This window comes from Enterobacter cloacae complex sp. SHL022, assembly GCF_049237785.1.
Classification (GTDB): domain Bacteria; phylum Pseudomonadota; class Gammaproteobacteria; order Enterobacterales; family Enterobacteriaceae; genus Enterobacter; species Enterobacter hormaechei_C.
Genome location: NZ_JBMKJH010000004.1, coordinates 149,964 through 176,380 on the forward strand (window position 1 = coordinate 149,964; position 26,417 = coordinate 176,380).

Sequence of the window (26,417 nt, forward strand, 5' to 3'; positions counted from 1 at the left end):
ACAATGTTCAGTTTACCGAATCGTATTCGATAACGTAAATATGGTGGCTACGACGGGATTCGAACCTGTGACCCCATCATTATGAGTGATGTGCTCTAACCAACTGAGCTACGTAGCCAGTACTGCAATCTTCGATGGCTGGGGTACCTGGATTCGAACCAGGGAATGCCGGTATCAAAAACCGGTGCCTTACCGCTTGGCGATACCCCAATACCGCGGAGAACCGCATGATCGAAGAAATATGGCTGGGGTACCTGGATTCGAACCAGGGAATGCCGGTATCAAAAACCGGTGCCTTACCGCTTGGCGATACCCCAATACCGCGGAGAACCGCATGATCGAAGAAATATGGCTGGGGTACCTGGATTCGAACCAGGGAATGCCGGTATCAAAAACCGGTGCCTTACCGCTTGGCGATACCCCATCCGTGCAACGCTTACCTGGGAATGGTGCGGGAGGCGAGACTTGAACTCGCACACCTTGCGGCGCCAGAACCTAAATCTGGTGCGTCTACCAATTTCGCCACTCCCGCAAAAAAGATGGTGGCTACGACGGGATTCGAACCTGTGACCCCATCATTATGAGTGATGTGCTCTAACCAACTGAGCTACGTAGCCATCTTTTTTTCGCGTTACCTTATCGGCGTTGCGGGGCGCATTATGCGTATAGACCCTTGCAGCGTCAACACCTTTTTCAATGAAAATAGCCGGAATGTGACTGTTTGGTTAGGTTGCGAACAGCGAGGCCGAATATTCGACAATTATTGGTTATTAATCGATTTTATGCCGGGAAAAGAGAGGCAAAAAAATCAGGCCCCGGAGGGCCTGATTATAGTCTGGACATTATTTATAAGCAGACTGGTGAACGCCCACCGCGCGTCCTGACGGATCGTTCATCGCTTTGAAGGATTCATCCCATTCAATGGCTTTAGCAGAAGAGCAGGCGACCGAAGGACCACCCGGTACGCACTCGGCTGCGCTTGGAACCGGGAACAGCTCCTCAAAGATCTCACGGTACAAATACGCCTCTTTCGAGGCTGGCGTGTTGTACGGGAAACGGAAGCTCGCAGTTTCCAGTTGTTGATCAGAAACCTGTTTCGCCGCCACCTCTTTCAGGGTGTCGATCCAGCTGTAGCCTACGCCATCGGAGAACTGCTCTTTCTGACGCCACGCCACGCTCGCCGGCAGGTAGGATTCAAAACATTCACGCAGGATATGTTTCTCCATTTTGCCGTTGCCGCACATTTTGTCCTGTGGGTTGATGCGCATCGCCACATCGAGGAATTTCTTATCGAGGAACGGCACGCGGGCTTCCACACCCCAGGCGGACATCGCTTTGTTGGCGCGCGCGCAGTCAAACATGTGCAGCGCCTGTAGCTTACGCACCGTTTCTTCATGCAGCTCTTTGGCGTTTGGCGCTTTGTGGAAATAGAGGTAACCGCCAAACACTTCGTCAGAACCTTCGCCGGAGAGCACCATCTTGATGCCCATCGCTTTGATCTTCCGCGACATCAAATACATCGGCGTGGAGGCGCGAATGGTGGTCACATCATAGGTTTCAATGTGATAGATCACATCGCGGATCGCATCCAGACCTTCCTGTACGGTGAAGTGAATTTCATGGTGCACCGTGCCAAGATGGTTCGCCACTTCCTGGGCGGCTTTCAGGTCAGGTGCCCCTTCCAGACCCACGGCAAAGGAGTGCAGTTGTGGCCACCAGGCTTCAGAGCGCTCCTGATCTTCCACGCGACGTGCGGCGAATTTCTTGGTGATCGCGGAGATCACGGAGGAGTCCAGACCGCCGGAGAGCAGTACACCGTAGGGGACATCTGACATCAGGTGGCTTTTCACTGACTCTTCCAGCGCCTGACGCAGTTCCGCTTTGTCCGTCACGTTGTCTTTCACCGCTTCATAATCAAACCAGTCGCGCTGGTAGTACGGGCGGATCTCGCCGTCCTGGCTCCACAGGTAGCTACCTGCCGGGAACTCTTTGATGGTGCGGCATACCGGTACCAGGGCTTTCATCTCTGAGGCAACGTAGAAGTTACCGTGTTCATCGTGTCCCATGTACAGCGGGATAATACCAATATGGTCGCGGCCAATCAGGTAAGCGTCTTTTTCGCTGTCGTACAGGGCGAAGGCGAACATACCTTGCAGGTCGTCGAGGAACTCCGGGCCTTTCTCCTGATACAGCGCCAGGATCACTTCGCAGTCTGAGCCGGTCTGAAACGCGTAGCGATCGCCGTACTCAGCGCGCAGCGCCTGATGGTTGTAAATTTCACCGTTAACAGCCAGCGCGTGCGTTTTTTTCTCGTTATACAGCGGCTGTGCGCCAGCGTTGACATCAACAATGGAGAGACGTTCGTGAGCCAGAATCGCTTTATCGCTGGCGTAAACGCCTGACCAGTCCGGACCGCGATGGCGCATCAGGCGGGACAATTCGAGTGCTTTTTTACGCAGTTCGCCCGCGTCAGTTTTAATATCCAGTACGCCAAAAATAGAACACATAACCTTCTCCGTTAACCCTGTTGCGTTGTGATGTTGCTTGCTTATGAAAATGCCGCAAAAAGGGGAGGGGGCGCAAGCGTTTTACCGATGAAAACGTAAAAAGTGCAATGGCAATTGCCGAATCTTAAAAAAAGAGTATGCCTTAAGCGATTCTATTGATGATTTCTCAATGAAGAGCTGATTTCGTTAGATGAAGTGATGTTTTAAGACAGCAGAAATGAAAAACCACGCCCTGAGGCGTGGTTCTGAATCAAATAACGTCGATTTCGTCGACAGAGGGGTAAATCCAGCTTGGCCGGAACGGCATCGTATCAATGTCATCAAGCTGTGAAACGCCAGAAAGCACCAGGATGGTTTCAAGCCCCGCCTGGAAGCCAGCAAGAATATCGGTACGCAGGTTGTCGCCCACAATGACGGTTTCTTCTGAGTGTGCCTGCATCGTATTCAGTGCGGCGCGGATAATCCACGGGCTCGGTTTACCGACAACAAACGGCTTACGGCCCGAGATTTTTTCGATACCGGCACACAGCGCACCGCAGGCGGGATAAAAACCGCGACCGTGCGTGTCCGGGTTGGTGGCGATAAAACGCGCACCGTTGGCGACAAAGTAGGCTGCCTTATGCATCATCTCCCAGTTAAAGGAGCGCGTTTCGCCCACGATGACAAAGTCCGGGTTCACGTCGGTGATGGTGAAGCCCGCTTTATACAGCTCGTGGATCAGCGCACCTTCACCAACCACATAGGCTTTTTTGCCTTCCTGACGCTTCAGGAAATCCGCGGTCGCCATCGCAGAGGTATAAAACACGCTGTCCGGGACGTTGACGCCCGCAGTAGCAAAGCGGTTTGCCAGATCCTGACCAGTCTGTGAAGGGTAGTTCGTGAGAAGAACCAGTGGCATTCCTTTGTCGATGATGCGGTGAAGAAACTCCGCAGCACCCGGCACGGCAACGTTGTCGTGCATCAGCACGCCGTCGATATCACAAATTACATTCTTAATGGTCATGGACAATCCGACATCAAAAAAAGAAGGCGTTACTATAAGATCCGATCAGGATTCCAGCAAATGTTGCAGCAGGATCCCGTTCAGCATGGCACGTTTTACCAGGGCGAATGCGCCAATTGCCGAGCGGTGATCGAGCGTAGATCGCACCACCGGCAAATTCTGGCGAAATGCCTTCAGCGCCTGGGTATTGATGCAGCCTTCAATGGCGGGCAGTAACACTTTTTCGGCTTCAACGATCTCGCCGGCAATCACCACCTTTTGCGGATTAAACAGGTTGATGGCAATGGCGATGGTCTTACCCAGGTGGCGTCCTACCTGTTCGATCACTTCGCAGGCCAGCGCATCGCCTTTGTTTGCCGCTTTGCAGATGGTGCCGATCTTACAATCGTCCAGCGTGACGCGGCTCTGGTAACCCTGCTCCAGCAGATGGCGAACGCGATGTTCAATGGCGGCGTTGGCGGCAACGGTTTCAAGACAGCCAAAATTACCGCAGTGGCAGCGCTCGCCAAGCGGTTCCACCTGGATATGACCAATCTCGCCTACGTTACCGTTACGACCAATAAAAATGCGGCCATTCGAGATGATGCCCGCACCTGTACCACGGTGAACGCGCACCAGAATAGAGTCTTCGCAGTCCTGGCTCGCACCAAAGTAGTGCTCCGCCAGCGCCAGCGAGCGAATATCGTGACCAACAAAGCAGGTCAGCTTGAAGCGCTTTTCCAGCGCCTCAACCAGCCCCCAGTTCTCTACCTTAATATGCGGCATGTAGCGAATAACGCCGCTTTCCGGGTCAACCAGGCCGGGCAAAATCACCGAGATGGCGATGAGTTCACGGATCTTGCGCTGACAGCTTTCGATAAACTGCGCAATGGTATTCAGTAACGCATGTTCAAGCGTCTCCTGCGTGCGCTCAGGAAGGGGGTAATGCTCTTCGGCAATGGCCTTGCTGCTCAGGTCGTAGAGCGTAAGAGTGGTGTCATGACGTCCTAAGCGAACGCCAATGGCCTGAAAATTGCGGGTTTCCGTGACGATGGAAATCGCGCGGCGGCCCCCGGTGGAGGCCTGCTGATCGACTTCTTTGATCAGGCCGCGCTCAATAAGCTGACGTGTAATTTTTGTCACGCTGGCGGGAGCAAGCTGGCTTTGTTCGGCTATCTGAATGCGTGAGATTGGCCCGTGCTGGTCAATCAGGCGATAAACTGCCGCGCTGTTAAGTTGTTTAACGAGATCGACATTACCGATTTGAGCTTGTCCGCCTGGTGTCATACTTTTACTTACTCAGTGACGACCTCGTTACCATTAACGATGGTCTTAATAATTTTATAATCGTGTGTGAACGCCGTCAGGTTTGCAACCATACCTGGCGCAATACCACCGAGCTGTTTATCGACGCCAATGGCGCGCGCCGGATAAAGCGTGGCCATGCGCAGCACTTCCTCAAGCGCGATGCCGCAATGTTCAACGAGGTTACGTACCCCTTCGATCATCGTCAGAGAAGAACCGCTCAGCGTGCCGTTCTCATCCACACACAGTCCATTCCGGTAGTATATTGTTTTACCAGCAAAAATGAACTGCTCAATATTCGCTCCTGCCGGAGCGGTAGCATCCGTCACCAGGCAGAGCTTGTCGCCTTTCAGGCGTTTGGCGTTGCGGATGTTGGTGTAATCGACATGCAAGCCGTCGGCGATAATGCCGCAGTAGACGTCTGGTTCATCCAGAATTGCGCCAACCAGTCCCGGTTCGCGGCCAGTAATATAGGGCATCGCGTTATAAAGGTGTGTGGCAAATGTAATGCCTGCGCGGAAACCGGCCTTCGCCTCTTTCAGCGTCGCGTTCGAATGGCCCGCAGATACCACAATCCCGGCGGCGGCCAGTTTGCTGATAACGTCCGTGCCGGTCATTTCTGGGGCCAGCGTCACTTTGGTGATCACATCGGCATTGGCGCACATGTAATCCACCAGCTCGGCATCCGGTTTGCGCACGTAGTTTGGGTTATGGGTGCCTTTCTTGACCATATTCAGCCAGGGCCCTTCCAGGTGCAGCCCCAGCGCCTGATTCGGATGTTTTGCCAGGTATTCGCGCATGACGCGGATACCCTGTTTCATCAGGTCATCGCTGCTGGTGATCAGCGTTGGCAGATAGCTGGTGCAGCCCGATTTCTCGTTGGCTTTCTGCATGATTTCCAGCGTTTCAACCGTCACCGCCTCTGCGGTATCGTTAAACTGGACACCGCCGCAGCCGTTAAGCTGTACGTCGATGAAACCGGGGGAGATTACAGCTCCATTGAGTGAACGCTGTTCGATCTCCGGCGGCAGTTCCGCCAGCGGGCAAACACGTTCAATCAGGCCATTGGCGATTACAATCGCATGGTCATCCAGAATTTCATGGCCGGTATAAATCCGACCGTGAGTTAAAGCGTACATATCGACCCCCGGTTAAAAAAAGCGACCGCCCCGGATAAAAGAGGCGGTTATTCAATTACAGACCTTTGATGTTCTCAGCTTCCAGCTCGTTGAAGTATTTCAGCGTTTTCACTTTCAGCTCCATGGTGGACGGTTCGTCACACACGACAACCGCTTTTGGATGCAGCTGTAAGCAGCTGATCGTCCACATATGGTTCACGTTGCCTTCAACGGCAGCCTGAAGCGCTTGCGCTTTCACCGCGCCCAGCACCAGAATCATCACTTCTTCGGCATCCAGCAGCGTGCCCACGCCCACGGTCAGCGCGTATTTAGGCACCTGATTGACGTCGCCGTCAAAGAAGCGGGAGTTAGCCACGCGCGTATCATGGGTCAGCGTTTTAATACGGGTACGGGAAGCCAGTGAAGATGCCGGTTCGTTGAACGCGATATGACCATCGTTGCCTACGCCGCCCATAAACAGGTGGATTTTACCGTAGGAACGGATTTTTTCTTCATACTGACGGCATTCTGCGTCAATATCAGGCGCGTTTCCATTCAGCAGGTTAATGTTTTCAGCCGGAATATCAACGTGATCGAAGAAATTACGGTGCATAAAGCTGTGGTAACTTTCCGGATGTTCCTTTGGCAGGCCGACATATTCGTCCATGTTGAAGGTCACAACGTGTTTAAAGCTAACCTGGCCCGCTTTGTGCATTTCAACCAGAGCTTTATAAGCGGTCAGGGGCGTGCCGCCGGTTGGAAGACCGAGAACGAAAGGACGATCGGCTGTTGGTTTGAACGCGTTGATGCGATTAACGATATGACGAGCAGCCCATTTTCCGACTTGTTCAGCTGTTGCCAGGGGAATCAGTCTCATTATTCACCTCTAAAGTTTAAGTAAAAGTGGGCGGATGATTAGTGCAACCTGAACTAAGCGTAACCTGGAACCTTTCAGGCCGGATCAATCCGTCTTGATTTTTTGAATGATAAAATAAGTTTTCGTCGTTAGCCAGTGACAGGGAGGGTTTAATACGATATTTGGTGACAATAATCACAAAAAATAGGTGTTTAATTTGCGATACGAATTAATTTTTCACACACTCACACTGCCAGCGAATCATCAACTGTATCTATCGTTCGTGACACAATAAAAACATAGTTTATGCGCGAGTCTTAACAAAGGGTCTCGTAGGGGGAATAGGATGAATATTTTAGGTTTTTTCCAGCGCCTCGGTAGGGCTTTGCAGCTCCCTATCGCCGTGCTACCGGTTGCAGCATTGCTGCTGCGATTCGGGCAACCCGATCTTCTTAACGTGCCGTTTATTGCCCAGGCAGGCGGCGCAATTTTTGACAACCTGGCGCTGATTTTCGCCATCGGTGTGGCGTCAAGCTGGTCAAAAGACAGCGCGGGTGCCGCGGCACTGGCAGGGGCTGTCGGTTACTTCATCCTCACGAAAGCGATGGTAACCATCAATCCTGAAATCAACATGGGTGTGCTGGCAGGTATCATTACTGGCCTGGTGGGTGGCGCCGTGTACAACCGTTGGGCAGGTATCAAACTTCCTGACTTCCTGAGCTTCTTCGGCGGTAAACGTTTTGTGCCGATTGCGACGGGCTTTTTCTGTCTGATCCTCGCCGCCATCTTTGGCTACGTTTGGCCACCGGTGCAGCATGCTATCCATGCGGGTGGCGAGTGGATCGTGTCTGCGGGCGCAATGGGTGCGGGCATCTTCGGTTTCATTAACCGTCTGCTGATCCCAACCGGTCTGCATCAGGTACTGAACACCATCGCCTGGTTCCAGATTGGTGAGTTCACCAACGCGGCCGGCGCGGTATTCCACGGTGATATCAACCGCTTCTACGCAGGCGACGGCACCGCGGGCATGTTCATGTCTGGCTTCTTCCCAATCATGATGTTTGGTCTGCCTGGCGCGGCGCTGGCAATGTACCTGGCTGCGCCGAAAGCGCGTCGGCCAATGGTTGGCGGGATGCTGCTGTCCGTTGCGATCACCGCCTTCCTGACCGGCGTGACCGAGCCACTGGAATTCCTGTTCATGTTCCTGGCTCCGCTGCTGTATCTGATGCATGCGATCCTGACCGGTATCAGCCTGTTCGTCGCCACCCTTCTGGGTATCCATGCTGGCTTCTCCTTCTCCGCAGGCGCCATCGACTATGTGTTGATGTACAACCTGCCGGCGGCAAGCAGCAACGTCTGGATCCTGATGGTGATGGGCCTGATCTTCTTCGTTATCTACTTCGTTCTGTTCAGCGCGGTTATTCGTATGTTTAACCTGAAGACGCCTGGCCGCGAAGATACGAAAGATGATGTTGTGACCAGTGAAGCCAACAGCAATACCGAAGAGGGTTTAACCCAACTGGCAACCAGCTACATTGCCGCTGTGGGTGGCACCGACAACCTGAAAGCGATCGATGCCTGTATTACCCGTCTGCGTCTGACCGTAGGTGACTCCGCGCGCGTGAGCGATGCGATGTGCAAACGCCTGGGTGCGTCTGGTGTGGTGAAACTGAACAAACAAACCATCCAGGTTATCGTGGGTGCGAAAGCCGAATCTATCGGCGATGAAATGAAAAAAGTGGTTGCCCGTGGGCCGGTAGCTGCCGCCTCAACGGATAACGCGCCAGTAGCTGACGCGCCGGTTGCAAAACCGCAGGCTGTGCCAAACGCGGTGACCATCGCTGCGCTGGTTTCTCCGGTGACAGGTGACGTTGTTGCGCTTGAACAGGTGCCTGACGAAGCGTTCGCCAGCAAAGCGGTCGGTGACGGCGTGGCGGTAAAACCAACGGACAAAACCGTGGTCTCTCCGGCTGCCGGTACTATCGTGAAAATCTTCAACACCAACCATGCGTTCTGCCTGGAAACGGAAAAAGGCGCGGAGATCGTTGTCCATATGGGTATCGATACCGTTGCGCTGAACGGCCAGGGCTTTACTCGCCTGGTGGAAGAGGGTGCTGAAGTGGCGGCAGGCCAGCCGATTCTGGAAATGGATCTGGACTTCCTGAATGCCAACGCGCGCTCCATGATAAGCCCGGTCGTGTGCAGCAACATCGACGACTTCAGCGGTCTGGTGATCCAGGCGCAGGGGCAGGTAGTTGCAGGCCAGACGCCACTGTATGAGATTAAAGGCAAGTAATCGCTCCTGAGTAGAGTTATGCCTTTAGCGGCGGGGGGATATCCTCCGCCGCTTTTTTTTGCAGCAATTGCCCCCATTATTTTCTTCCGGGACGTTTTAAGGGTTGTCACTACGTCCGGCTTATAAGATCATATGCCGTTATACGTTGTTTACGCTTTGAGGAATCCACGATGAGTGAGGCAGAAGCCCGCCCGAGTAACTTTATTCGTCAGATCATCGATGAAGATCTGGCCAGTGGTAAGCACACCACAGTCCACACGCGTTTCCCGCCGGAGCCAAATGGCTACCTGCACATTGGTCACGCCAAATCGATCTGCCTGAACTTTGGTATTGCGCAAGATTACCAGGGGCAGTGCAACCTGCGTTTCGATGACACCAACCCAGTAAAAGAAGACATCGAATACGTTGAGTCGATAAAAAACGACGTGCAATGGCTGGGCTTCAACTGGTCTGGCGATATCTGCTACTCCTCAGACTATTTCGATCAGCTGTATGCCTACGCGGTTGAACTGATTAACAAAGGTCTGGCATACGTCGACGAATTGTCAGCTGACGAAATCCGTGAATACCGCGGTACGCTGACTCAGCCTGGTAAAAACAGCCCGTTCCGCGATCGTAGCGTGGAAGAGAACCTGGTGCTGTTTGAAAAAATGCGTGCCGGTGGCTTCGAAGAAGGTAAAGCGTGTCTGCGTGCCAAAATCGATATGGCGTCTCCGTTCATCGTGATGCGCGATCCGGTGCTGTACCGCATTAAGTTCGCTGAACACCACCAGACCGGTAACAAGTGGTGCATCTACCCGATGTACGACTTCACCCACTGCATCAGCGATGCGCTGGAAGGCATTACGCACTCTCTGTGCACGCTGGAATTCCAGGACAACCGTCGTCTGTACGACTGGGTGCTGGATAACATCACCATTCCTGTGCATCCGCGTCAGTACGAGTTCTCTCGTCTGAACCTGGAATACACCGTGATGTCCAAGCGTAAGCTGAACCTGCTGGTCACCGACAAGCACGTTGAAGGCTGGGACGACCCGCGTATGCCGACCATCTCTGGCCTGCGTCGTCGTGGCTACACCTCGGCGTCCATTCGTGAGTTCTGCAAACGTATTGGCGTCACCAAGCAGGACAACACCATCGAAATGGCGTCTCTGGAATCCTGCATTCGTGAAGACCTGAACGAAAACGCGCCGCGCGCGATGGCAGTGATCGATCCAGTGAAACTGGTTATCGAAAACTATCCGCAGGGCGGAAGCGAACAGGTCTCGATGCCTAACCATCCGAACAAACCGGAAATGGGCACCCGCGACGTGCCGTTCAGCGGTGAAATCTGGATCGATCGCGCCGACTTCCGCGAAGAAGCGAACAAGCAGTACAAGCGTCTGGTGCTGGGCAAAGAAGTGCGTCTGCGTAACGCCTATGTGATCAAAGCAGAGCGAGTAGAGAAAGATGCGGAAGGTAACATCACGACCATCTTCTGTACGTACGACGCAGAGACGCTGAGTAAAGATCCGGCGGATGGTCGTAAAGTAAAAGGTGTAATCCACTGGGTGAGCGCGCAGCATGCGCTGCCGGTTGAGATCCGTCTCTACGATCGTCTGTTCAGCGTGCCTAATCCAGGCGCTGCGGAGGACTTCCTGGCGGTCATTAACCCTGAGTCTCTGATTATCAAGCAGGGGTATGCCGAGCCGTCTCTGAAAGCCGCTGAAGCCGGTAAAGCGTTCCAGTTTGAACGTGAGGGTTACTTCTGCCTGGACAGCCGTTACAGCACGGCAGAAAAACCGGTATTTAACCGTACCGTCGGTCTGCGTGATACCTGGACTAAGATCGGCGAATAATAACGCTGCTCTGGTCAATGAGAAACAAACGCCGCGTAATGCGGCGTTTTTTTATTTAACGATCATGTCGTTAAGCATCGGGATAATCATTTAAACCCAACATTCCAGGTCAATGTGGTGCTACTTATTTTATTTAAAAAAAGTTTGTTGTTTTCCAAAAACAGAAACACTGAAAAATATATTCACAATATCAATGTTACTTACTGAAAATTAGCGCATTCCCCCGCCAGTACTCGCTTCCCGGTAAATGTTACAAAGCACTACGAAATATGTGCTCTTCGTCATAATCCTGACTTTTGCCTGATTAAAAGCATTGATAATTCGCGTCGCGAAAAATAACCTAAAGACGGTAGTTAATTCGAGGGTATTTCTGACTACCCCTGACCACTTGGTCTTTTCTGTTTTTCGCCGTTTAAGGCGTTTTAATTCGTCAAAGAGGAATAATCTATGCGTACGTTCAGTGGCAAACGTAGTGCGCTGGCGCTGGCTATCGCCGGTGTGACAGCAATGTCGGGCCTGGTGGTTGCGCCAGAGGCAAAAGCAGCAGGTTTCATCGAAGATTCCACCCTCACGGGCGGTATTTATTACTGGCAGCGTGAGCGTGACCGTAAAGACGTCACTGAAGATAAATACAAAACCAACCTTTCTCACTCGACCTGGAACGCCAACCTTGATTTCCAGTCGGGATATGCCGCCGATATGTTCGGGATCGATATTGCAGCGTTCACCGCAATTGAAATGGCCGAAAATGGCGACAGCGGCCATCCGAACGAAATTGCGTTCTCCTCCAGCAATAAAGCCTACGACGAAGACTGGTCCGGCGATAAAAGCGGAATCAGCCTGTATAAAGCGGCTGCAAAATTCAAATATGGTCCGGTCTGGGCGCGCGGAGGTTATATCCAGCCAACCGGTCAGACGCTGTTAGCGCCGCACTGGAGCTTTATGCCAGGCACCTATCAGGGGGCGGAAGCCGGTGCTAATTTTGACTACGGCGATGCGGGGGCGTTGAGCTTCTCCTATATGTGGACCAACGAGTACAAAGCGCCGTGGCACATTGAGATGGACAAGTTCTATCAGAACGATAAAAAAACCAAAGTTGATTATCTCCACTCGCTGGGAGCGAAGTACGACTTTAAAAACGATCTGGTGCTGGAAGCTGCATTTGGTCAGGCTGAAGGCTATATCGATCAGTACTTTGCTAAAGCCAGCTACAAATTTGATATCGCGGGTAGCCCGCTGAGCACCAGCTATCAGTTCTACGGTACGCGCGACAAGGTCAGTGATGGCAGCGTAAATGATATCTATGACGGCACCGCGTGGTTACAGGCGCTGACCTTCGGCTACAAGGTAGGTCAGGTTGATTTGCGTCTGGAGGGAACATGGGTCAAGGCAGAAGGGCAGCAGGGTTACTTCCTGCAACGTATGACGCCTACCTACGCCTCCTCTAACGGTCGTCTGGATATCTGGTGGGATAACCGCTCTGACTTTAACGCCGACGGCGAAAAGGCGGTCTTCTTCGGGGCAATGTATGACCTGAAAAACTGGAACCTGCCCGGCTGGGCAGTGGGAGCATCCTACGCGTACGCCTGGGATGCGAAGCCCGGGGATATGGCAACGCCAGACGCGTACTACGATCCGAACTACCGTCTGAAAGAGTCTTCATACAGTCTGGATGCGATTTATACCCTTCAGGAGGGCCGTGCGAAAGGCACGATGTTCAAACTGCACTTCACCCAGTATGACAACCACTCCGATATCCCGAGCTACGCGGGCGGCTACGGCAACATCTTCCAGGATGAACGTGACGTGAAATTCATGGTCATTGCGCCATTTACCATCTTCTGAGGAATGCTGCGGCGGGCGGTGTCCCGCCGTTATGGAGACTGAACATGATGAATAAAAGGGTAATCGTTGCGTTGCTGACCTTCGGGCTGGTGGCATGCGCGCAGGATCAGGTGCCGAAAGAGGACTCCCGTCTGAAAGAGGCCTACAGCGCGTGCATCAATACCGCACAGGGTTCACCTGAGAAGATTGAGGCCTGTCAAAGCGTGCTGAACGTGCTGAAAAAAGACAAAGCCCATGAGCAATTCGCCACGCAGGAAAACGTTCGCGTAATGGATTACCAGGCCTGTATTCAGGCGCGTAAAACCGGTAACGATCAGGAAGTGGCGAAGCGTTGCGATAAGATCTGGAACGAGATACGCAATAACAATAAATAAGTTGCTTTACGCCCGGTGGCGCAGCGTCACCGGGCTTTTTTCAGGCAAAAAAAAGCCAACCTCACGGCTGGCTCAGAGTATGAACACTCACTTATTTTGCGTCGTGCGCATGTTCATTTTCGCGGCAATCACCTTCAGCACAGTGACCGTACAGGTACAGGCTGTGGTTGGTCAGGCGGATGCCATGACGGGCGGCGATTTCACGCTGGCGCGATTCAATGGAATCATCGCTAAATTCAATGACCTTGCCACAGTCGAGGCAGATCAGGTGATCGTGGTGGTGCTGCTGAGTCAGCTCGAACACGGATTTACCGCCTTCGAAATTATGACGAGTAACAATGCCCGCGTCATCAAACTGGTTCAGCACACGATAGACGGTTGCCAGCCCAATCTCTTCACCCATATCGATAAGACGCTTATAAAGGTCTTCCGCACTGACATGGTGATTGTCTGGCCCCTGAAGCACTTCAAGGATTTTTAACCGAGGAAGCGTTACTTTCAGGCCAGCTTTCTTTAATGCGGTATTGTTGTCAGTCATGCGGAATCTGTCCTGTTGCTAAACGATTCACTTCAAAAGAAGAAGTGACAGAAAATGCACTTGGGATAATGCGTCTCATTATAGAACTGCCATGGCTAAATGAAAACTGCAAGTCTCAAGCAAAGTATGCTTATAAAAACGTGGTATCACCAACAAACTTGTTCGATGGCACCCACTTTTTACCAGGGGGATATTGTACAGGTCTGGGCGAAAAAGTTAAAAGTTTGTAGCAATTAATTTAATCGGTTTTACCTGGAAAACGGGCGCAACCGGAGTTGCGCCGCAGGGATATCAGGCGTTAAGGATATCGTCCAGGTTCAGCTCTTCACGAACCTGCTTAACCCATTTTTCTACACGCTCAGCGGTCAGCTCTGGCTGACGGTCTTCATCAATGGCCAAGCCAACGAAGTGATCGTCATCTGCCAGACCTTTGGAAGCTTCGAAATGGTAACCCGCCGTTGGCCAGTGACCGACGATCGCCGCACCGCGTGGCTCAATGATGTCGCGAATAGTGCCCAGCGCATCACAGAAATACTCAGCATAGTCTTCCTGATCGCCACAGCCAAACAGGGCAACCAGCTTGCCGTTGAAGTCTACTTCTTCCAGCGTCGGGAAGAAATCGTCCCAGTCACACTGTGCTTCACCGTAGTACCAGGTGGGGATGCCCAGCAGCAGGATGTCATAGCCCTCGAGATCTTCTTTGCTGCTCTTGGCGATGTCATGCACATCAGCAACGTCTTTACCGAGCTGTTTTTGAATGTTTTTTGCGATATTTTCAGTATTGCCGGTATCACTGCCAAAGAAAATGCCGATGATTGCCATGAGTAAAATAACCTCTTGAAACTTAATGGTATGGTGGCGCAAATTGTCCACGGATAAGGGCAATAATAGCAGAACAGGCAACCCTGCGGAAACAGCTATCACGCAGGACTGCACTCTGTGCTACATGAAAAAGGTAATATTGGGGATTTTCTGACTCACGCCTTGCCGCGTAACGTCTCAAGCTGGGCGATCAGCATCTCTTCGATCAGTTCGCTGCGGCTGATGTTGCGCGCGTCAGCTAATTCGTTAAGCGCATCGACGGCATCGGCATTCAGCTTCAGTTCGACACGCTTAAGCCCACGATTTTTATCGCGTTTAAGCTGGTTGCGTTTATTGATACGCAGCTGTTCATCGCGCGAAAGCGGATTCGTTTTCGGTCGTCCCGGTCGACGCTCATTCGCGAACAGATCTAGTGTCGTACGGTCCGTTTGTTCTTTGGCCATGATTCTGAGACTTCGGGGGAAACACGCCGCCCTGCTAATGCCCGGGCGATAAGCGCGCCATCATACATCACCCAAATCCACACGCCAACGACTGGAAGCCCGTCGTCTTCCGGTCGCTGGCTTTTTAATCAATTCGCTGTATCAGTAAGATAGCGGCGAATGGCGCGCAGGACGGCATCCGGTTTTTCCGCGTGTACCCAGTGCCCGGCACCCGCAATGACGTGAGCGCGAGCCTGCGGGAATTGCGCCAGCAGCGCGTCACGGTACGCGTCAGTGACGTAAGGGGAGTTGCCGCCGCGAATAAAAAGGGTAGGGTGCGGCCAGGCGGGGACGGCTTCCCAGCCCACAATATGCGAATACTGATCCCACAGCACCGGGACGTTAAAGCGCCATTGCCCGTCAACAAACGATTTCAGCAGGAACTGGACCACGCCTTCTTCATCAAGATGCTCGCGCATAACGGCAGCCGCCTGTTGGCGGGTTGCGACACCCGCTTCGGTGACCGCATTGATGGCGGCAAAAATCTCATCGTGACGGCGAACGTCGTAATTGACGGGCGCAACGTCGATGACCACCAGCCCGGAAATTCGCTCAGGTGCCAGCGCAGTGAGCGCCATCACCGCTTTACCGCCCATTGAATGCCCGATAAGCGTCGCTTTCTGAATATTATTCGCATCGAGGGTGTCCCGCAGATCCTGCGCCATGGCTGCGTACGTCATCTCCTCCGAGCGCCCTGAAAGACCGTGATTGCGCATATCAACCTGGAGGATCTCGTGATCGGTCACTAAATCGCGCGCCAGCACACCCAGATTATCCAGGCTACCAAACAGGCCGTGAACCAGTACGATGGGAGAATTATTGTTCGGCGATTGTGCAGTTTGCGCTCGGGTATTCAATTTCATGGCAAAGTTCTTTTTTTAGGTTTGTCAGGTTAGGGTATCATGTTGACCATTCTGCCGCCCGGGGGCAAGGATCCAGTTTAATCTGACTTTTGCCGCCAACCTGGTTTGACGCTATCCGCTGTTGGGATTTGACCTTATAATCTCAACGACTTGTATTCAGATAAGATATCGCACTGGATTAAGATGAAAACAATCGAAGTTGATGACGAACTCTATCAGTATATTGCCAGCCAGACGCGGCATATTGGGGAGAGCGCGTCCGACATTTTACGGCGCATGCTTAAAATTTCCGCCGCCTCACAGCCCACTCCTGTCACTAAAGATGTCGTGTCTCAGCCGAGCGTTGTTGCACAAGTAAAACCTGCCGTCATGCCGGCAAAGGACAAAGTGCGCGCGATGCGCGAGCTGCTGCTGTCCGATGAATATGCCGAGCAGAAAAAGGCCGTTAACCGCTTTATGCTGGTGCTGTCTACACTTTACTCACTGGATAACAACGCATTTGCAGAAGCGACAGAGTCGCTGCACGGTCGCACGCGCGTTTATTTCGCAGGCGACGAGCAGACCTTGCTGCAAAATGGCAACCAAACCAAACCCAAACACGTTCCCGGTACGCCATACTGGGTGATCACCAATACCAATACGGGCCGCAAGTGCAGCATGATCGAACATATCATGCAGTCCATGCAGTTCCCGGCGGAATTGATCGAAAAGGTTTGCGGTACAATTTAACCCTTGCATCAGAAGGACCAGGCAATGGCAAATCACAGCCGTGCAGGACAACCTGCGCAACAACGCGATTTGATTAACGTCGCTCAACTGACCGCGCAGTACTACGTGCTGAAACCGGTGGTGGGCAACGCAGAACACGCAGTGAAGTTTGGTACATCTGGCCACCGCGGCAGCGCGGCGCGCCACAGCTTTAACGAACCGCACATTCTGGCCATTGCTCAGGCCATCGCGGAAGAGCGCGCCAAAAATGGCGTCACCGGTCCGTGCTATGTAGGGAAAGATACCCACGCCCTGTCTGAACCTGCTTTTATCTCCGTGCTGGAAGTGCTGGCGGCGAACGGCGTAGACGTGATTGTTCAGGAGAACAACGGTTTCACGCCAACGCCTGCGGTGTCTAACGCTATTCTGGTACACAACAAAAAAGGTGGCGCGCAGGCTGACGGCATTGTGATCACCCCGTCCCACAACCCACCGGAAGATGGCGGCATCAAGTACAACCCACCAAACGGTGGCCCGGCGGATACCAACGTCACGAAAGTGGTGGAAGATCGCGCCAACGCGTTACTGGCTAACGGTCTGAACGGCGTGAAGCGTATCTCACTGGATGAAGCCATGGCCTCCGGCCACGTTAAAGAGCAGGATCTGGTTCAGCCGTTCGTGGAAGGGCTGGCGGATATCGTCGATATGGCCGCTATCCAGAAAGCCGGTCTGAAGCTGGGCGTGGATCCACTGGGCGGCTCCGGTATTGAATACTGGAAACGCATTGCCGAGCACTACAAGCTGGATCTGACCATCGTGAACGATCACGTCGATCAGACCTTCCGCTTTATGCACCTGGACAAAGACGGCGCGATCCGTATGGACTGCTCCTCCGAATGCGCAATGGCTGGCCTGCTGGCGCTGCGCGACAAGTTCGATCTGGCGTTTGCTAACGACCCGGACTACGACCGTCACGGTATCGTCACCCCGGCTGGGCTGATGAACCCGAACCACTACCTGGCTGTGGCCATTAATTATCTCTTCCAGCACCGTCCGCAGTGGGGCAAAGAGGTCGCGGTGGGTAAAACGCTGGTCTCTTCCGCCATGATTGACCGTGTGGTCGATGCGCTGGGCCGCAAGCTGGTGGAAGTGCCGGTGGGCTTCAAGTGGTTTGTTGACGGTCTGCACGACGGCAGCTTCGGCTTTGGCGGTGAAGAGAGCGCGGGGGCATCCTTCCTGCGCTTCGACGGCACCCCATGGTCAACCGATAAAGACGGCATCATCATGTGCCTGCTGGCGGCGGAAATCACCGCGGTCACCGGTAAGAACCCGCAGGAACATTACAACGAGCTGGCGGAACGTTTTGGTGCGCCAAGCTATAACCGTATCCAGGCTGGCGCCACGTCTGCGCAAAAAGCAGCTCTGTCAAAACTCTCTCCGGAGATGGTCAGCGCCAGCACCCTGGCAGGTGACCCGATCACCGCGCGTCTGACGGCGGCACCGGGTAACGGCGCATCCATCGGCGGCCTGAAGGTGATGACCGAAAACGGCTGGTTCGCCGCGCGTCCATCCGGTACGGAAGATGCGTACAAAATCTATTGCGAAAGCTTCCTCGGCGCTGAGCATCGTCAGCAGATTGAGAAAGAAGCGGTAGAGATTGTCAGCGAAGTGCTGAAAAACGCGTAAGTGGTGTTTGGTGCGGGCTGATGCCCTCACCCCGGCCCTCTCGCACGGGGAGAGGGAGAAAACACTAAAAACGGCAACCTCAGGGTTGCCGTTTTGCTTTTACCTAACTGTGCTTGTTCTTCAATTCAAATCTCGGCGACACCAGACCGTACAGCGTCCAGCCCATAAAGGTCACCATCGCACCATACAGCATCGCTTCCTGGCCGGAGGAATAGAGCGCATAGAAGCTGTAAATTGCGCCAATCAGCGCCACAATATTGGCCGCACGGGCTTTGCGCGGATCAACCTTCGCCACCTTCTGAATAATCACCAGCGCCGCCATCGACAAAATGTACGGAATGATGTTCGTCACCACCGCCAGGTTGACCAGCACGTTAAACTGGCTGTTCAGTGACGGGCTGATGGTCATCAGCGACAAACCACTCTGGAAGATGACAATCGCCAGCATCCCTTGCACTGGCGCATCCGCTTTGGTCACGCGGGAGAAGATTTTCGGGAAATAGCCTTCGTCAGCCGAGGATTTAAACACCTGAGCGATGGTGAACTGCCAGCCCAGCAGCGAGCCGCAGCAGGACATCACCATCAGTCCCATGATCACTTTCCCTACCTCCGGCGTAAACATCTGCGCAAACGCCAGCCCGAACGGCGCCGTGGAGTTGGCCAGATCCATGTTGGGCACAATTCCCGCAATCACGTTGGTCGAGACGATATAGATCACCGCCGCCCCCAGCGTCCCGCCGAGTACCGCGATCGGCACATTTTTCTCCGGGTTTTCCACCACTTCCGCATTCGCACAGGCTGACTCCAGCCCGAGGAAGGCCCACAGCGTCATGGCGATGGACGATCCCACGGCAGTGAAGAACGGTACGTGATGCGGATTCCAGGAGTTGGCGTACAGGGTCGGGCTGAACCAGAACCAGCCGATGATGCACAGGCCGACAACCGGGATGATCACGCCCCAGACGGTAATGCTGCTAAGTTGTCCGGTGATGCGCGCGCCGCCAAAGTTGGCGACGGTACAGATCCACAGCACGCCGATGGTTGCCAGCCCAATCTGCACCGGGGTCAGCGTCGCCCCAAACAGCTCCGTGCCGTAACCGACAGCGGAAATGGCAATCGCCACGTTGGCGATCAGCAGCGACACGCCGTAGGTATAGTTCGCCATAAAGTTACCGGACTTACCGAACGCATATTCGGCATAGCCACCCATCCCGCCGGACTTGCGGCTGAACATTCCGCACTTGGCAAAGGCCCATGCCAGCGCCATCGAACCCACGGCGGTAACAAGCCAGGAGATAATCGAAATCGTCCCCACTTCAGCGAGCTTGGTGGGCAGCATGATGATCCCCGAACCCATCATATTCACCATGGTGAGAATAGTGAGTTGCACCACGCCCATCTTGTTGGCCTTACTCATAATTTTTCTCCTTTCAGCAGCGATGGCTGAGCGGCAGGTTGTTTGATGACGTAGCAGCGCACCTGTTTTCGACCGTCACACTCCTCGACGTAAACCCCCTGTAACTCCGGCGCAAAGCCCGGCAGCAGATTGATCCCGTCTTCCAGCGCGGCGAAGTAGCGCAGCACGGAACCGCCCCAGACTTCCCCCGGAACCACGCACAACACCCCCGGTGGGTAAGGCAGCGCGCCTTCCGCGGCGATACGGCCTTCCGCGTCGCGCAGGGACACCAGCTCGACCTCACCGCGCAGATAGGCATAGTTCGCCTCCTGCGGGTTCATCATGACGCGCGGGAAGTGAGACCTGCGGAACATCTCTTTTTGCAGCTGCTTCACGTTATGGCGGGCATAGAGGTCGTGCATCTCCTGACAAATCTGACGCAGGGTATAATCCGCATAACGTTCCGGATGTTGCTTATAAAGAGAGGGCAGAACCTCTTTCAGCGGCACATCGCTCTGGAGCAGTTTTTCGAAGCGCACCAGCTGGGCGACGAGCTGCTGCAATTTGCCCATGTCCTCCGCCGGGGTGAGCAGGAAGAGAATGGAGTTGAGGTCGCATTTTTCAGGCACGATGCCGTTTTCACGCAGGAAGTTTGCGAGGATGGTGGCGGGCACGCCGAAATCATCGTACTCGCCGGTGCGGGCGTTGATGCCTGGCGTGGTCAGCAGCAGTTTGCAGGGATCGATAAAATACTGATGCTCGGCATATCCCTCAAAGGCGTGCCAGCGTTCGCCCGGAACAAAATGGAAGAAGCGCAGATCGGTAGCAATCTCTGCCGTATCCCAGCTTTCCCATGGACGGCCATCCACCGTCTCTGGCACGAACGGACGAATAAACTGACAGTTCTGAAGGATCAGTTTCCGTGCTTCGATACCGGTCACCACGCAGTCCATCCACATGTTGCGCCCACTTTGCCCCTCGTGCATGCGGGCGTTGATATCCAGGGCGGCAAACAGCGGATAGAACGGGCTGGTGGAGGCGTGCATCATAAAGGCGTTGTTGAGGCGCTTATGCGGGACATAGCGCGCCTGGCCTTTTATATGGCTGTCCTTCTTATGGATTTGCGAGGTTTGCGAGAAGCCCGCCTGCTGCTTATGCACCGACTGGGTAACCAGAATGCCTGGATCGTTTTCGTTCAGCTCCAGCAGCAGCGGTGAGCAGTCGGCCATCATCGGGATAAACTGCTCGTAACCCACCCAGGCGGAGTCAAACAGAATGTAATCGCACAGGTGACCAATCTTATCCACCACCTGACGGGCGTTATAAATGGTACCGTCGTAGGTGCCCAGCTGGATCACCGCCAGACGGAAGGGACGTTCATCCCGCGCGCGACCAGGCGCGACCTCTGACACCAGTTCCCGCAGGTAACTCTCGTCGAAACAGTGTGCGTCAATACCGCCGATAAACCCGTACGGGTTGCGCGCCGTTTCCAGATACACCGGCGTCGCGCCTGCCTGTAACAGTGCTCCGTGGTGATTAGATTTATGGTTATTGCGATCGAACAGCACCAGATCGCCTGGCGTGAGGAGGGCATTGAGCACCACCTTGTTGGAAGAGGAGGTGCCGTTCAGCACGAAGTAGGTTTTATCCGCATTAAAGACTTTTGCCGCATGCTGTTGGGCGATGCATGGCGCGCCTTCATGGATCAGCAGATCGCCCATTGCCACGTCGGCATTGCACAGATCGGCGCGGAAAAGCGTTTCGCCAAAGAAATCGACAAACTGGTTTCCGGCCGGATGGCGGCGGAAGAACTGGCCTCCCTGATGTCCGGGGCAGTCAAACGCACTGTTCCCCTGCTGGACGTAATCGACCAGCGCGCGGAAGAACGGCGGGCGGAGCTGGGTTTCGTACTTCTGCGCAGCCGCTTCAAGCTGGCGTCCGTAGTACGCATTGCTGGTGTCGGAGTACTCAAAAACGCCGTGAATACGCGACAGAAATTCAGCCGGAACCCTTTCTTCTTTATGCGTGGCAATAAACACCGGAATACCGAATCCCGTGGCTTCTATTTCTTCTATGGCGCCATTGAAAATATCGCTGACGGCCAGAACCACGGCTGCCACATCAATATAATCCGATGCGGTGATATCCACAATGTCGCGCGAAGTGGTAAAGCATTCAGGGCAGGCACGGCTGACGGCAATTTTTAACGTTTTCATCTTTATCTCTTTATTTCAGGCAATATGGGGCCCTCGACTTCTTGCGGTAAAGAAATCGATTATTTCCGGAAAAAAAAGCAAAGCGTGTCCGCTGATACGAAATCAGTTAATTGCTTTTTTGCTGAGTAGAATTCAGTCCGCCCGGTTGCAGAGAATCTGAATCACAAGGAATGAGCGCAGGTGTTCACAGGCAACAGCCTGTAAAATAGCGTTTTTCAGGATGACCTGTAAGCAGATGCGCCAGAAGTCGAAGGACTACCGGGCGTTAAAGAGATGAAAGTCAAAACAGTTTCGGTGGGCAAACATCATGATATGTGTTGTCCGCCTTATATGGGGCATTAAACGATTATTGTTTTCCATGTTCAGTTTCCTTTCAGTAATTGAAAGCATGGTCATTTTATCCAGGGAAAAGGGATTAACTGTGAAACAGATCACCAATAACCGATCATTTCAGAAATAATTAGTCGTTTTGAGTGAATAACACAGATCAAAATGCTGTTTTGTTGGTTCGGTGTTAAATCGATGTTTTAATTGTGTTTAAAGAGGGCGAATATAGCCGTGAAAATAATCTCATCGTTATTTTCATGGCTATATTCAGGCTGGTAAGTTTTTATTTAAAATTAAAGTGAATACTTATTCAGATCATAAACCGATATCCGATACCGGTTTCTGTTAATAAATGACGAGGACGCGCGGGATCGGCTTCAAGCTTCTGGCGAAGGTGTCCCATATAAATGCGTAAATAGTGACTATGCTCGACAGCATTCGGCCCCCAGACCTGGCTTAACAGCTGTCGCTGCGTTAACACTTTACCATGGTTATTGAGCAGCACGGCCAGCAGACGAAACTCAATAGGCGTAAGGTGGATCTCTTCTTCTCCTCTTACGATGCGGCGTGCAGCAAGATCGACGCGGATATCGCCAAAGGCGTACACCGGGTCGGAAGGGGAGGTGGCACTGTGTCGACGCAGCGCCACACGAAGCCGGGCCTGTAACTCGCCAATGCCAAACGGTTTGATCAGATAATCATCCGCTCCGGCATCCAGCGCGGCGATTTTATCCGTCTCTTCGGTGCGGGCAGAGAGCACCAGAATAGGCATCTGGCTCCACTGACGCACCTCACGAATAAAATCGATGCCGTCGCCATCCGGAAGTCCCAGATCCAGGATCACCAGATCTGGCTTGCGGGTCGCGGCTTCAATCAACCCTCGTTGAAGCGTTCCGGCTTCATGAACGCGCAAACCGTCGCCTTCCAGCGCGGTACGCAGAAATCGGCTGATAGCGAGCTCATCTTCAACAATCAGAACGTTAATCACAAATCCTCTGGTAATTCATCAAGTTCTGGTGGGCTTTCCAGAGGAAGTGTAACACAAAAGCGTGCCCCACCTTCCGGGCGGTTCTCTGCGGAAATGGTGCCGCCATGCACGTCGACAATCGCCTGGCAGATCGCCAGCCCCAGCCCAACGCCAGGAATGGCGGATTCCTTATTACCGCGCGCAAATTTTTCGAATATAGCGCGCTCCTGTCCGGCCGGAATACCCGGCCCGGTATCCCAGACGTCGAGCCGCAGCACACGTTTATCCACCCTGGCAGCAATCCCCAGCCGGGCCTTTGCCCCGGCGTATTTAGCGGCATTTTCCAGAAGATTAATCAGCACGCGCTCAAACAGCGGGCCATCCACATGGATTAACGTCAGGGGTTCCGGCATGTCCAGCTCAATATGGCGCCCGCCGAGACCCGGCTCCAGCATCTTCAGCGCACTGCCGACAACCTCCTCAAGGGTGAGCCACTCTTTTTTGAGGTTAAACCCGCCGGACTGAATGCGCGCCATGTCCAGCAGGTTGTTCACCAGGCGCGTGGTATTCAGCACGTGCTGGCGAATTTCGCTAGCCTGCATCGCGTGCTTTGATCCTTCCGCCGCCAGATCCAGCGTCAGAATTTCGGACTGGCCAAACAGCACGGTAAGCGGCGTGCGCAAATCGTGAGACAGCGCTGCCAGCAGCGAGTTGCGAATACTTTCGCGCTCGCTTGCCAGCCGCGCCTGCTCTTCGCTGGCGGTGAGCGCCAGCCGTTCAAGGGCGCTGGCGACCAGCAGGGTGAAGGTTTCAAGCAGGCGCTGCTGCTCGGGGATCATCAGCTGACGCAGGTTAGACGGCTCGACGATGACCAGCCCGTGATTTTTATCCGCGCTGCGCAGCGGCAGGATCTGGTAAGGCACGCCGGGCAGCGTGTCGGTGCCGGCTCCGGCAGGTAAACCCTTATCGAAACTCCAGCGGGCAATCGCTTCATCCCAGGGCGTCATCCCCGAAGGGGAGGTCAGCGGGCGAAGGCGCCCTTGTTCGTCGGGGAGCAAAATCAGGTTACTGGCATGAAAGGTCGAACGGATAAACTGCTCGCTGGTCTGCACGATATCTCGCTGCGTGCGGCCAACCGCCAGCGATTTTGACATTTCATACAGATGGCGCGTGCGCTGCTCGCGATAGCGGGCAATGCGTGCCTGGTAGCGCACGCCTGCCGTCAGATTCCCGATCACCAGCCCGACGGTAAGCATCACGGCAAAGGTCAGAATGTACTGCACGTCCGAGACAGCAAGCGTCCCGCGCGGAGCAATAAAGAAGAGATCGAAGCTGATGACGTTGATCACCGTCGCCAGCACCGACGGCCAGCGGCCATAAAAGAGCGCGACCACAACGACGCCGAGCAGATAAATCATGACCAGATTGGCGGCGTCGAAGGCGATGAGCCACTGGCTGGCAATCACCGTAATCAGGGCGCAGAGGACCACGGCCACCATGCAGCCCCGGATCTGAATGCGCCATTTATCGCCAAAGGTGCGAGCGTCCGGCGTACGGTTGGGCAGGGGGGCGGGCTTGTCATCCAGCGCGACGATGACTAAATCAAGATCCGGCGCGCGGCGGGCCAGCCTGTCGGCAAAAGATTCGCGGCTAAACCAGCGGCGGTGCTGGCGACGTCCAATGACAATCTTGCCCAGGTTGTGCTCCCGCGCGTAGCGCAGAATGGCTTTATCTTCCTGCGGATCGGAAAGGGTTGCGGTTTCGGCGCCCAGCTCCTGCGCCAGCCGCAGCGCGCTCAAAATGGCGCGGCGCTGATTTTCCGGCAGGCCATGCAGCTGCGGCGTTTCGACGTAGACCGCGTGCCAGACGCTGCCAAATTTCGCTGCCAGCCGGGCGGCGGTGCGAACCAGTTTTTCGTTGCCGCTGCCGTGACCAATGCATAACAGAATGGCGTCCCGCGTGTGCCAGACGCGCTCTTGTCCCTGTAGGTCTCGCCAGGCGCGCATCTGGTCATCAACGCGATCGGCGGTGCGGCGCAGGGCCAGCTCGCGCAGGGCAATCAGGTTTCCTTTGCGGAAAAAATGTTCGATGGCGCGTTCGGCCTGGCCGGCAATATACACTTTGCCTTCGTGCAGGCGCTGGCGCAGATCGTCCGGCGGCAGGTCAACCAGTACGACTTCATCGGCAGAATCAAAAAACGGATCGGGGACGGTTTCCCGCACCTGGATACCGGTTACGCCGCTCACCACGTCGTTCAGGCTTTCCAGATGCTGAACATTCACCGTGGTGAAGACGTCAATGCCTGCCTCAAGCAGCTCCTCAACATCCTGCCAGCGCTTCGGATGGCGGGAGCCTGGCGCATTGCTGTGCGCCAGTTCGTCCATCAGGATCAGGGCAGGGCGGCGGGCGAGGGCGGCATCAAGATCAAACTCCGTGACCAGCCGCCCGCGATGGCTGATACGCTGGGGCGGCTGCGTCGCCAGCCCCGTCAGCAGCGCAGCAGTCTCTTTGCGACCGTGGGTTTCCACCACGCCGATGAGAATATCAAGCCCCTGCGCCCGAAGCCGCTGGGCTTCCGTCAGCATGGCGAAGGTTTTCCCGACACCCGCGCAGGCGCCGAAAAAAATTTTCAGCTTGCCACGGTGGGCTTCAGCCGTCTGTTCAAGCAGCCTGTCCGGATCCGGGCGCATGGGCTCGTCGGTCATTTAGTTCTTCCTTAGCGCATCCAGCGCCAGATTCAGCTCAACAATGTTCACTACCGGCATGCCGATGAAGCTGACCAGCGGCTTTTGCGTATGTTCTGCAACCAGCTGGCTCACCTGCTCGACGGTCAGCTGACGGGCGGCGGCCACGCGTGGGATCTGCCAGACCACCGCGTCCGGCGTCAGGCTGTAATCCAGCCCGCTCGCGGAGGCGGTGACCAGCTCAACCGGCACCTCACGGCTGGCCTGCGGATTCGCAGCGCGCAGGGCGGCAACGCGTTCAGCAATGGCTTTGTCCAGGTCAGGGTTACTGCCCGCCAGATTGCTGCCGCCGGAGGCCATTGGATTATACGGGCTTTCCGCAGTGGCGGAAGGGCGTCCCTGGAAGTAGCGTGGGTCCGTAAAGTTCTGCCCAATCAGACGCGAGCCGCGGTTTTCACCGTTCTGGATAATCAGCGAGCCGTTGGCCTGATCCTGAAACCACCACTGGCCCAGCGCGGTAGTCATCAGCGGGTAAAGCCCGCCGGTAATCAGAGACAGCAGAATAAACAACAGTATAGCGGGACGTAACATCGTCATTGGATCCACC

At 54.4% G+C, this 26,417-nt stretch carries 21 protein-coding genes and 6 tRNA genes; 6 read left to right on the plus strand and 21 right to left on the minus strand.

Annotation, left to right across the window (positions count from 1 at the left end; genetic code table 11):
• Nucleotides 1-41 precede the first annotated feature (41 nt).
• The 11 genes from ACOTZD_RS10030 to nagB form a co-directional block, all read right to left on the minus strand.
• A tRNA-Met gene (locus ACOTZD_RS10030) sits at nt 42-118 on the minus strand.
• A gap of 17 nt (nt 119-135) precedes the next feature.
• Nucleotides 136-210, minus strand: a tRNA-Gln gene (locus ACOTZD_RS10035).
• A 32-nt stretch (nt 211-242) separates the two neighbouring features.
• Nucleotides 243-317, minus strand: a tRNA-Gln gene (locus ACOTZD_RS10040).
• Between the two features lie 32 nt (nt 318-349).
• Nucleotides 350-424: transfer RNA gene (locus tag ACOTZD_RS10045), tRNA-Gln, on the minus strand.
• 23 nt (nt 425-447) lie between these two features.
• Nucleotides 448-532 (minus strand) — tRNA-Leu (locus ACOTZD_RS10050).
• Nucleotides 533-540: 8 nt separating this feature from the next.
• A tRNA-Met gene (locus tag ACOTZD_RS10055) sits at nt 541-617 on the minus strand.
• Nucleotides 618-842: 225 nt separating this feature from the next.
• On the minus strand, nt 843-2,507 hold the full coding sequence (gene asnB, locus ACOTZD_RS10060; RefSeq protein WP_003858669.1) for an asparagine synthase B: 1,665 nt from the start codon (nt 2,505-2,507) through the stop codon (nt 843-845).
• Nucleotides 2,508-2,757: 250 nt separating this feature from the next.
• A complete protein-coding gene (nagD, locus tag ACOTZD_RS10065) occupies nt 2,758-3,510 on the minus strand; it encodes a ribonucleotide monophosphatase NagD (RefSeq protein WP_003858667.1) in 753 nt (250 codons plus the stop codon).
• A gap of 45 nt (nt 3,511-3,555) precedes the next feature.
• Nucleotides 3,556-4,776 carry a DNA-binding transcriptional regulator NagC gene (gene nagC, locus ACOTZD_RS10070; protein ID WP_003858665.1) on the minus strand — a complete coding sequence of 407 codons (1,221 nt, stop codon included), beginning with the start codon at nt 4,774-4,776 and terminating at the stop codon, nt 3,556-3,558.
• An 8-nt stretch (nt 4,777-4,784) separates the two neighbouring features.
• Nucleotides 4,785-5,933 (minus strand): N-acetylglucosamine-6-phosphate deacetylase, encoded by a 1,149-nt coding sequence (gene nagA / locus ACOTZD_RS10075; protein WP_174402000.1) that lies wholly within the window; start codon nt 5,931-5,933, stop codon nt 4,785-4,787.
• Nucleotides 5,934-5,988: 55 nt separating this feature from the next.
• Nucleotides 5,989-6,789 (minus strand): glucosamine-6-phosphate deaminase, encoded by an 801-nt coding sequence (nagB, locus tag ACOTZD_RS10080; protein WP_003858663.1) that lies wholly within the window; start codon nt 6,787-6,789, stop codon nt 5,989-5,991.
• A 325-nt stretch (nt 6,790-7,114) separates the two neighbouring features.
• On the opposite strand from nagB, the gene nagE reads away from it, so the two are divergent.
• The 4 genes from nagE to chiQ all read left to right on the plus strand — a co-directional run bounded on the left by nagE (nt 7,115) and on the right by chiQ (nt 13,121).
• Nucleotides 7,115-9,064 (plus strand): PTS N-acetyl glucosamine transporter subunit IIABC, encoded by a 1,950-nt coding sequence (gene nagE, locus ACOTZD_RS10085; RefSeq protein ID WP_003858662.1) that lies wholly within the window; start codon nt 7,115-7,117, stop codon nt 9,062-9,064.
• Between the two features lie 170 nt (nt 9,065-9,234).
• Nucleotides 9,235-10,902, plus strand: a complete 1,668-nt coding sequence (gene glnS / locus ACOTZD_RS10090; protein WP_174402001.1) for a glutamine--tRNA ligase — start codon at nt 9,235-9,237, stop codon at nt 10,900-10,902.
• Between the two features lie 447 nt (nt 10,903-11,349).
• Nucleotides 11,350-12,747, plus strand: coding sequence for a chitoporin ChiP (gene chiP, locus ACOTZD_RS10095; RefSeq protein ID WP_023315635.1), 1,398 nt, complete (start codon nt 11,350-11,352; stop codon nt 12,745-12,747).
• A 47-nt stretch (nt 12,748-12,794) separates the two neighbouring features.
• Entirely contained in the window at nt 12,795-13,121 is a 327-nt protein-coding gene (chiQ, locus tag ACOTZD_RS10100) for a ChiQ/YbfN family lipoprotein (protein WP_045350624.1), read from the plus strand.
• Nucleotides 13,122-13,212: 91 nt separating this feature from the next.
• Here chiQ and fur read toward each other — a convergent pair whose 3' ends face one another.
• The 4 genes from fur to ybfF all read right to left on the minus strand — a co-directional run bounded on the left by fur (nt 13,213) and on the right by ybfF (nt 15,826).
• Complete coding sequence (gene fur, locus ACOTZD_RS10105; protein WP_003858655.1) at nt 13,213-13,659, minus strand: ferric iron uptake transcriptional regulator; 447 nt, start codon at nt 13,657-13,659, stop codon at nt 13,213-13,215.
• A 291-nt stretch (nt 13,660-13,950) separates the two neighbouring features.
• Nucleotides 13,951-14,481 (minus strand): flavodoxin FldA, encoded by a 531-nt coding sequence (gene fldA / locus ACOTZD_RS10110; RefSeq protein ID WP_003858653.1) that lies wholly within the window; start codon nt 14,479-14,481, stop codon nt 13,951-13,953.
• 155 nt (nt 14,482-14,636) lie between these two features.
• Nucleotides 14,637-14,924, minus strand: coding sequence for a LexA regulated protein (gene ybfE / locus ACOTZD_RS10115; RefSeq protein WP_003858652.1), 288 nt, complete (start codon nt 14,922-14,924; stop codon nt 14,637-14,639).
• Nucleotides 14,925-15,052: 128 nt separating this feature from the next.
• Complete coding sequence (gene ybfF, locus ACOTZD_RS10120; RefSeq protein WP_003858651.1) at nt 15,053-15,826, minus strand: esterase; 774 nt, start codon at nt 15,824-15,826, stop codon at nt 15,053-15,055.
• Between the two features lie 183 nt (nt 15,827-16,009).
• On the opposite strand from ybfF, the gene seqA reads away from it, so the two are divergent.
• Together seqA and pgm are read left to right on the plus strand one after the other, a co-directional pair.
• Nucleotides 16,010-16,555: a replication initiation negative regulator SeqA gene (gene seqA, locus ACOTZD_RS10125; RefSeq protein WP_003858650.1), complete on the plus strand. Its 546-nt coding sequence runs from the start codon at nt 16,010-16,012 to the stop codon at nt 16,553-16,555.
• A gap of 24 nt (nt 16,556-16,579) precedes the next feature.
• Complete coding sequence (gene pgm / locus ACOTZD_RS10130; RefSeq protein WP_003858649.1) at nt 16,580-18,220, plus strand: phosphoglucomutase (alpha-D-glucose-1,6-bisphosphate-dependent); 1,641 nt, start codon at nt 16,580-16,582, stop codon at nt 18,218-18,220.
• Nucleotides 18,221-18,323: 103 nt separating this feature from the next.
• Here the strand turns inward: pgm and potE are convergent, their stop codons facing one another.
• The 6 genes from potE to kdpC form a co-directional block, all read right to left on the minus strand.
• Nucleotides 18,324-19,637, minus strand: a complete 1,314-nt coding sequence (gene potE, locus ACOTZD_RS10135; RefSeq protein WP_003858648.1) for a putrescine-ornithine antiporter — start codon at nt 19,635-19,637, stop codon at nt 18,324-18,326.
• Nucleotides 19,634-21,832: an ornithine decarboxylase SpeF gene (speF, locus tag ACOTZD_RS10140; protein ID WP_022650609.1), complete on the minus strand. Its 2,199-nt coding sequence runs from the start codon at nt 21,830-21,832 to the stop codon at nt 19,634-19,636. Before speF ends, potE begins: the two co-directional genes overlap by 4 nt.
• Before the next feature lie 255 nt (nt 21,833-22,087).
• On the minus strand, nt 22,088-22,192 hold the full coding sequence (gene speFL / locus ACOTZD_RS10145) for a leader peptide SpeFL (protein WP_003858645.1): 105 nt from the start codon (nt 22,190-22,192) through the stop codon (nt 22,088-22,090).
• Nucleotides 22,193-22,469: 277 nt separating this feature from the next.
• Nucleotides 22,470-23,147 carry a two-component system response regulator KdpE gene (kdpE, locus tag ACOTZD_RS10150; protein WP_003858643.1) on the minus strand — a complete coding sequence of 226 codons (678 nt, stop codon included), beginning with the start codon at nt 23,145-23,147 and terminating at the stop codon, nt 22,470-22,472.
• On the minus strand, nt 23,144-25,831 hold the full coding sequence (gene kdpD, locus ACOTZD_RS10155; RefSeq protein WP_032657594.1) for a two-component system sensor histidine kinase KdpD: 2,688 nt from the start codon (nt 25,829-25,831) through the stop codon (nt 23,144-23,146). The genes kdpE and kdpD overlap by 4 nt, the downstream gene beginning before the upstream one ends.
• The gene (kdpC, locus tag ACOTZD_RS10160) at nt 25,832-26,407 is read right to left on the minus strand and encodes a potassium-transporting ATPase subunit KdpC (protein ID WP_003858641.1); all 576 of its coding nucleotides are present in this window, start codon (nt 26,405-26,407) and stop codon (nt 25,832-25,834) included.
• Nucleotides 26,408-26,417: the final 10 nt, after the last annotated feature.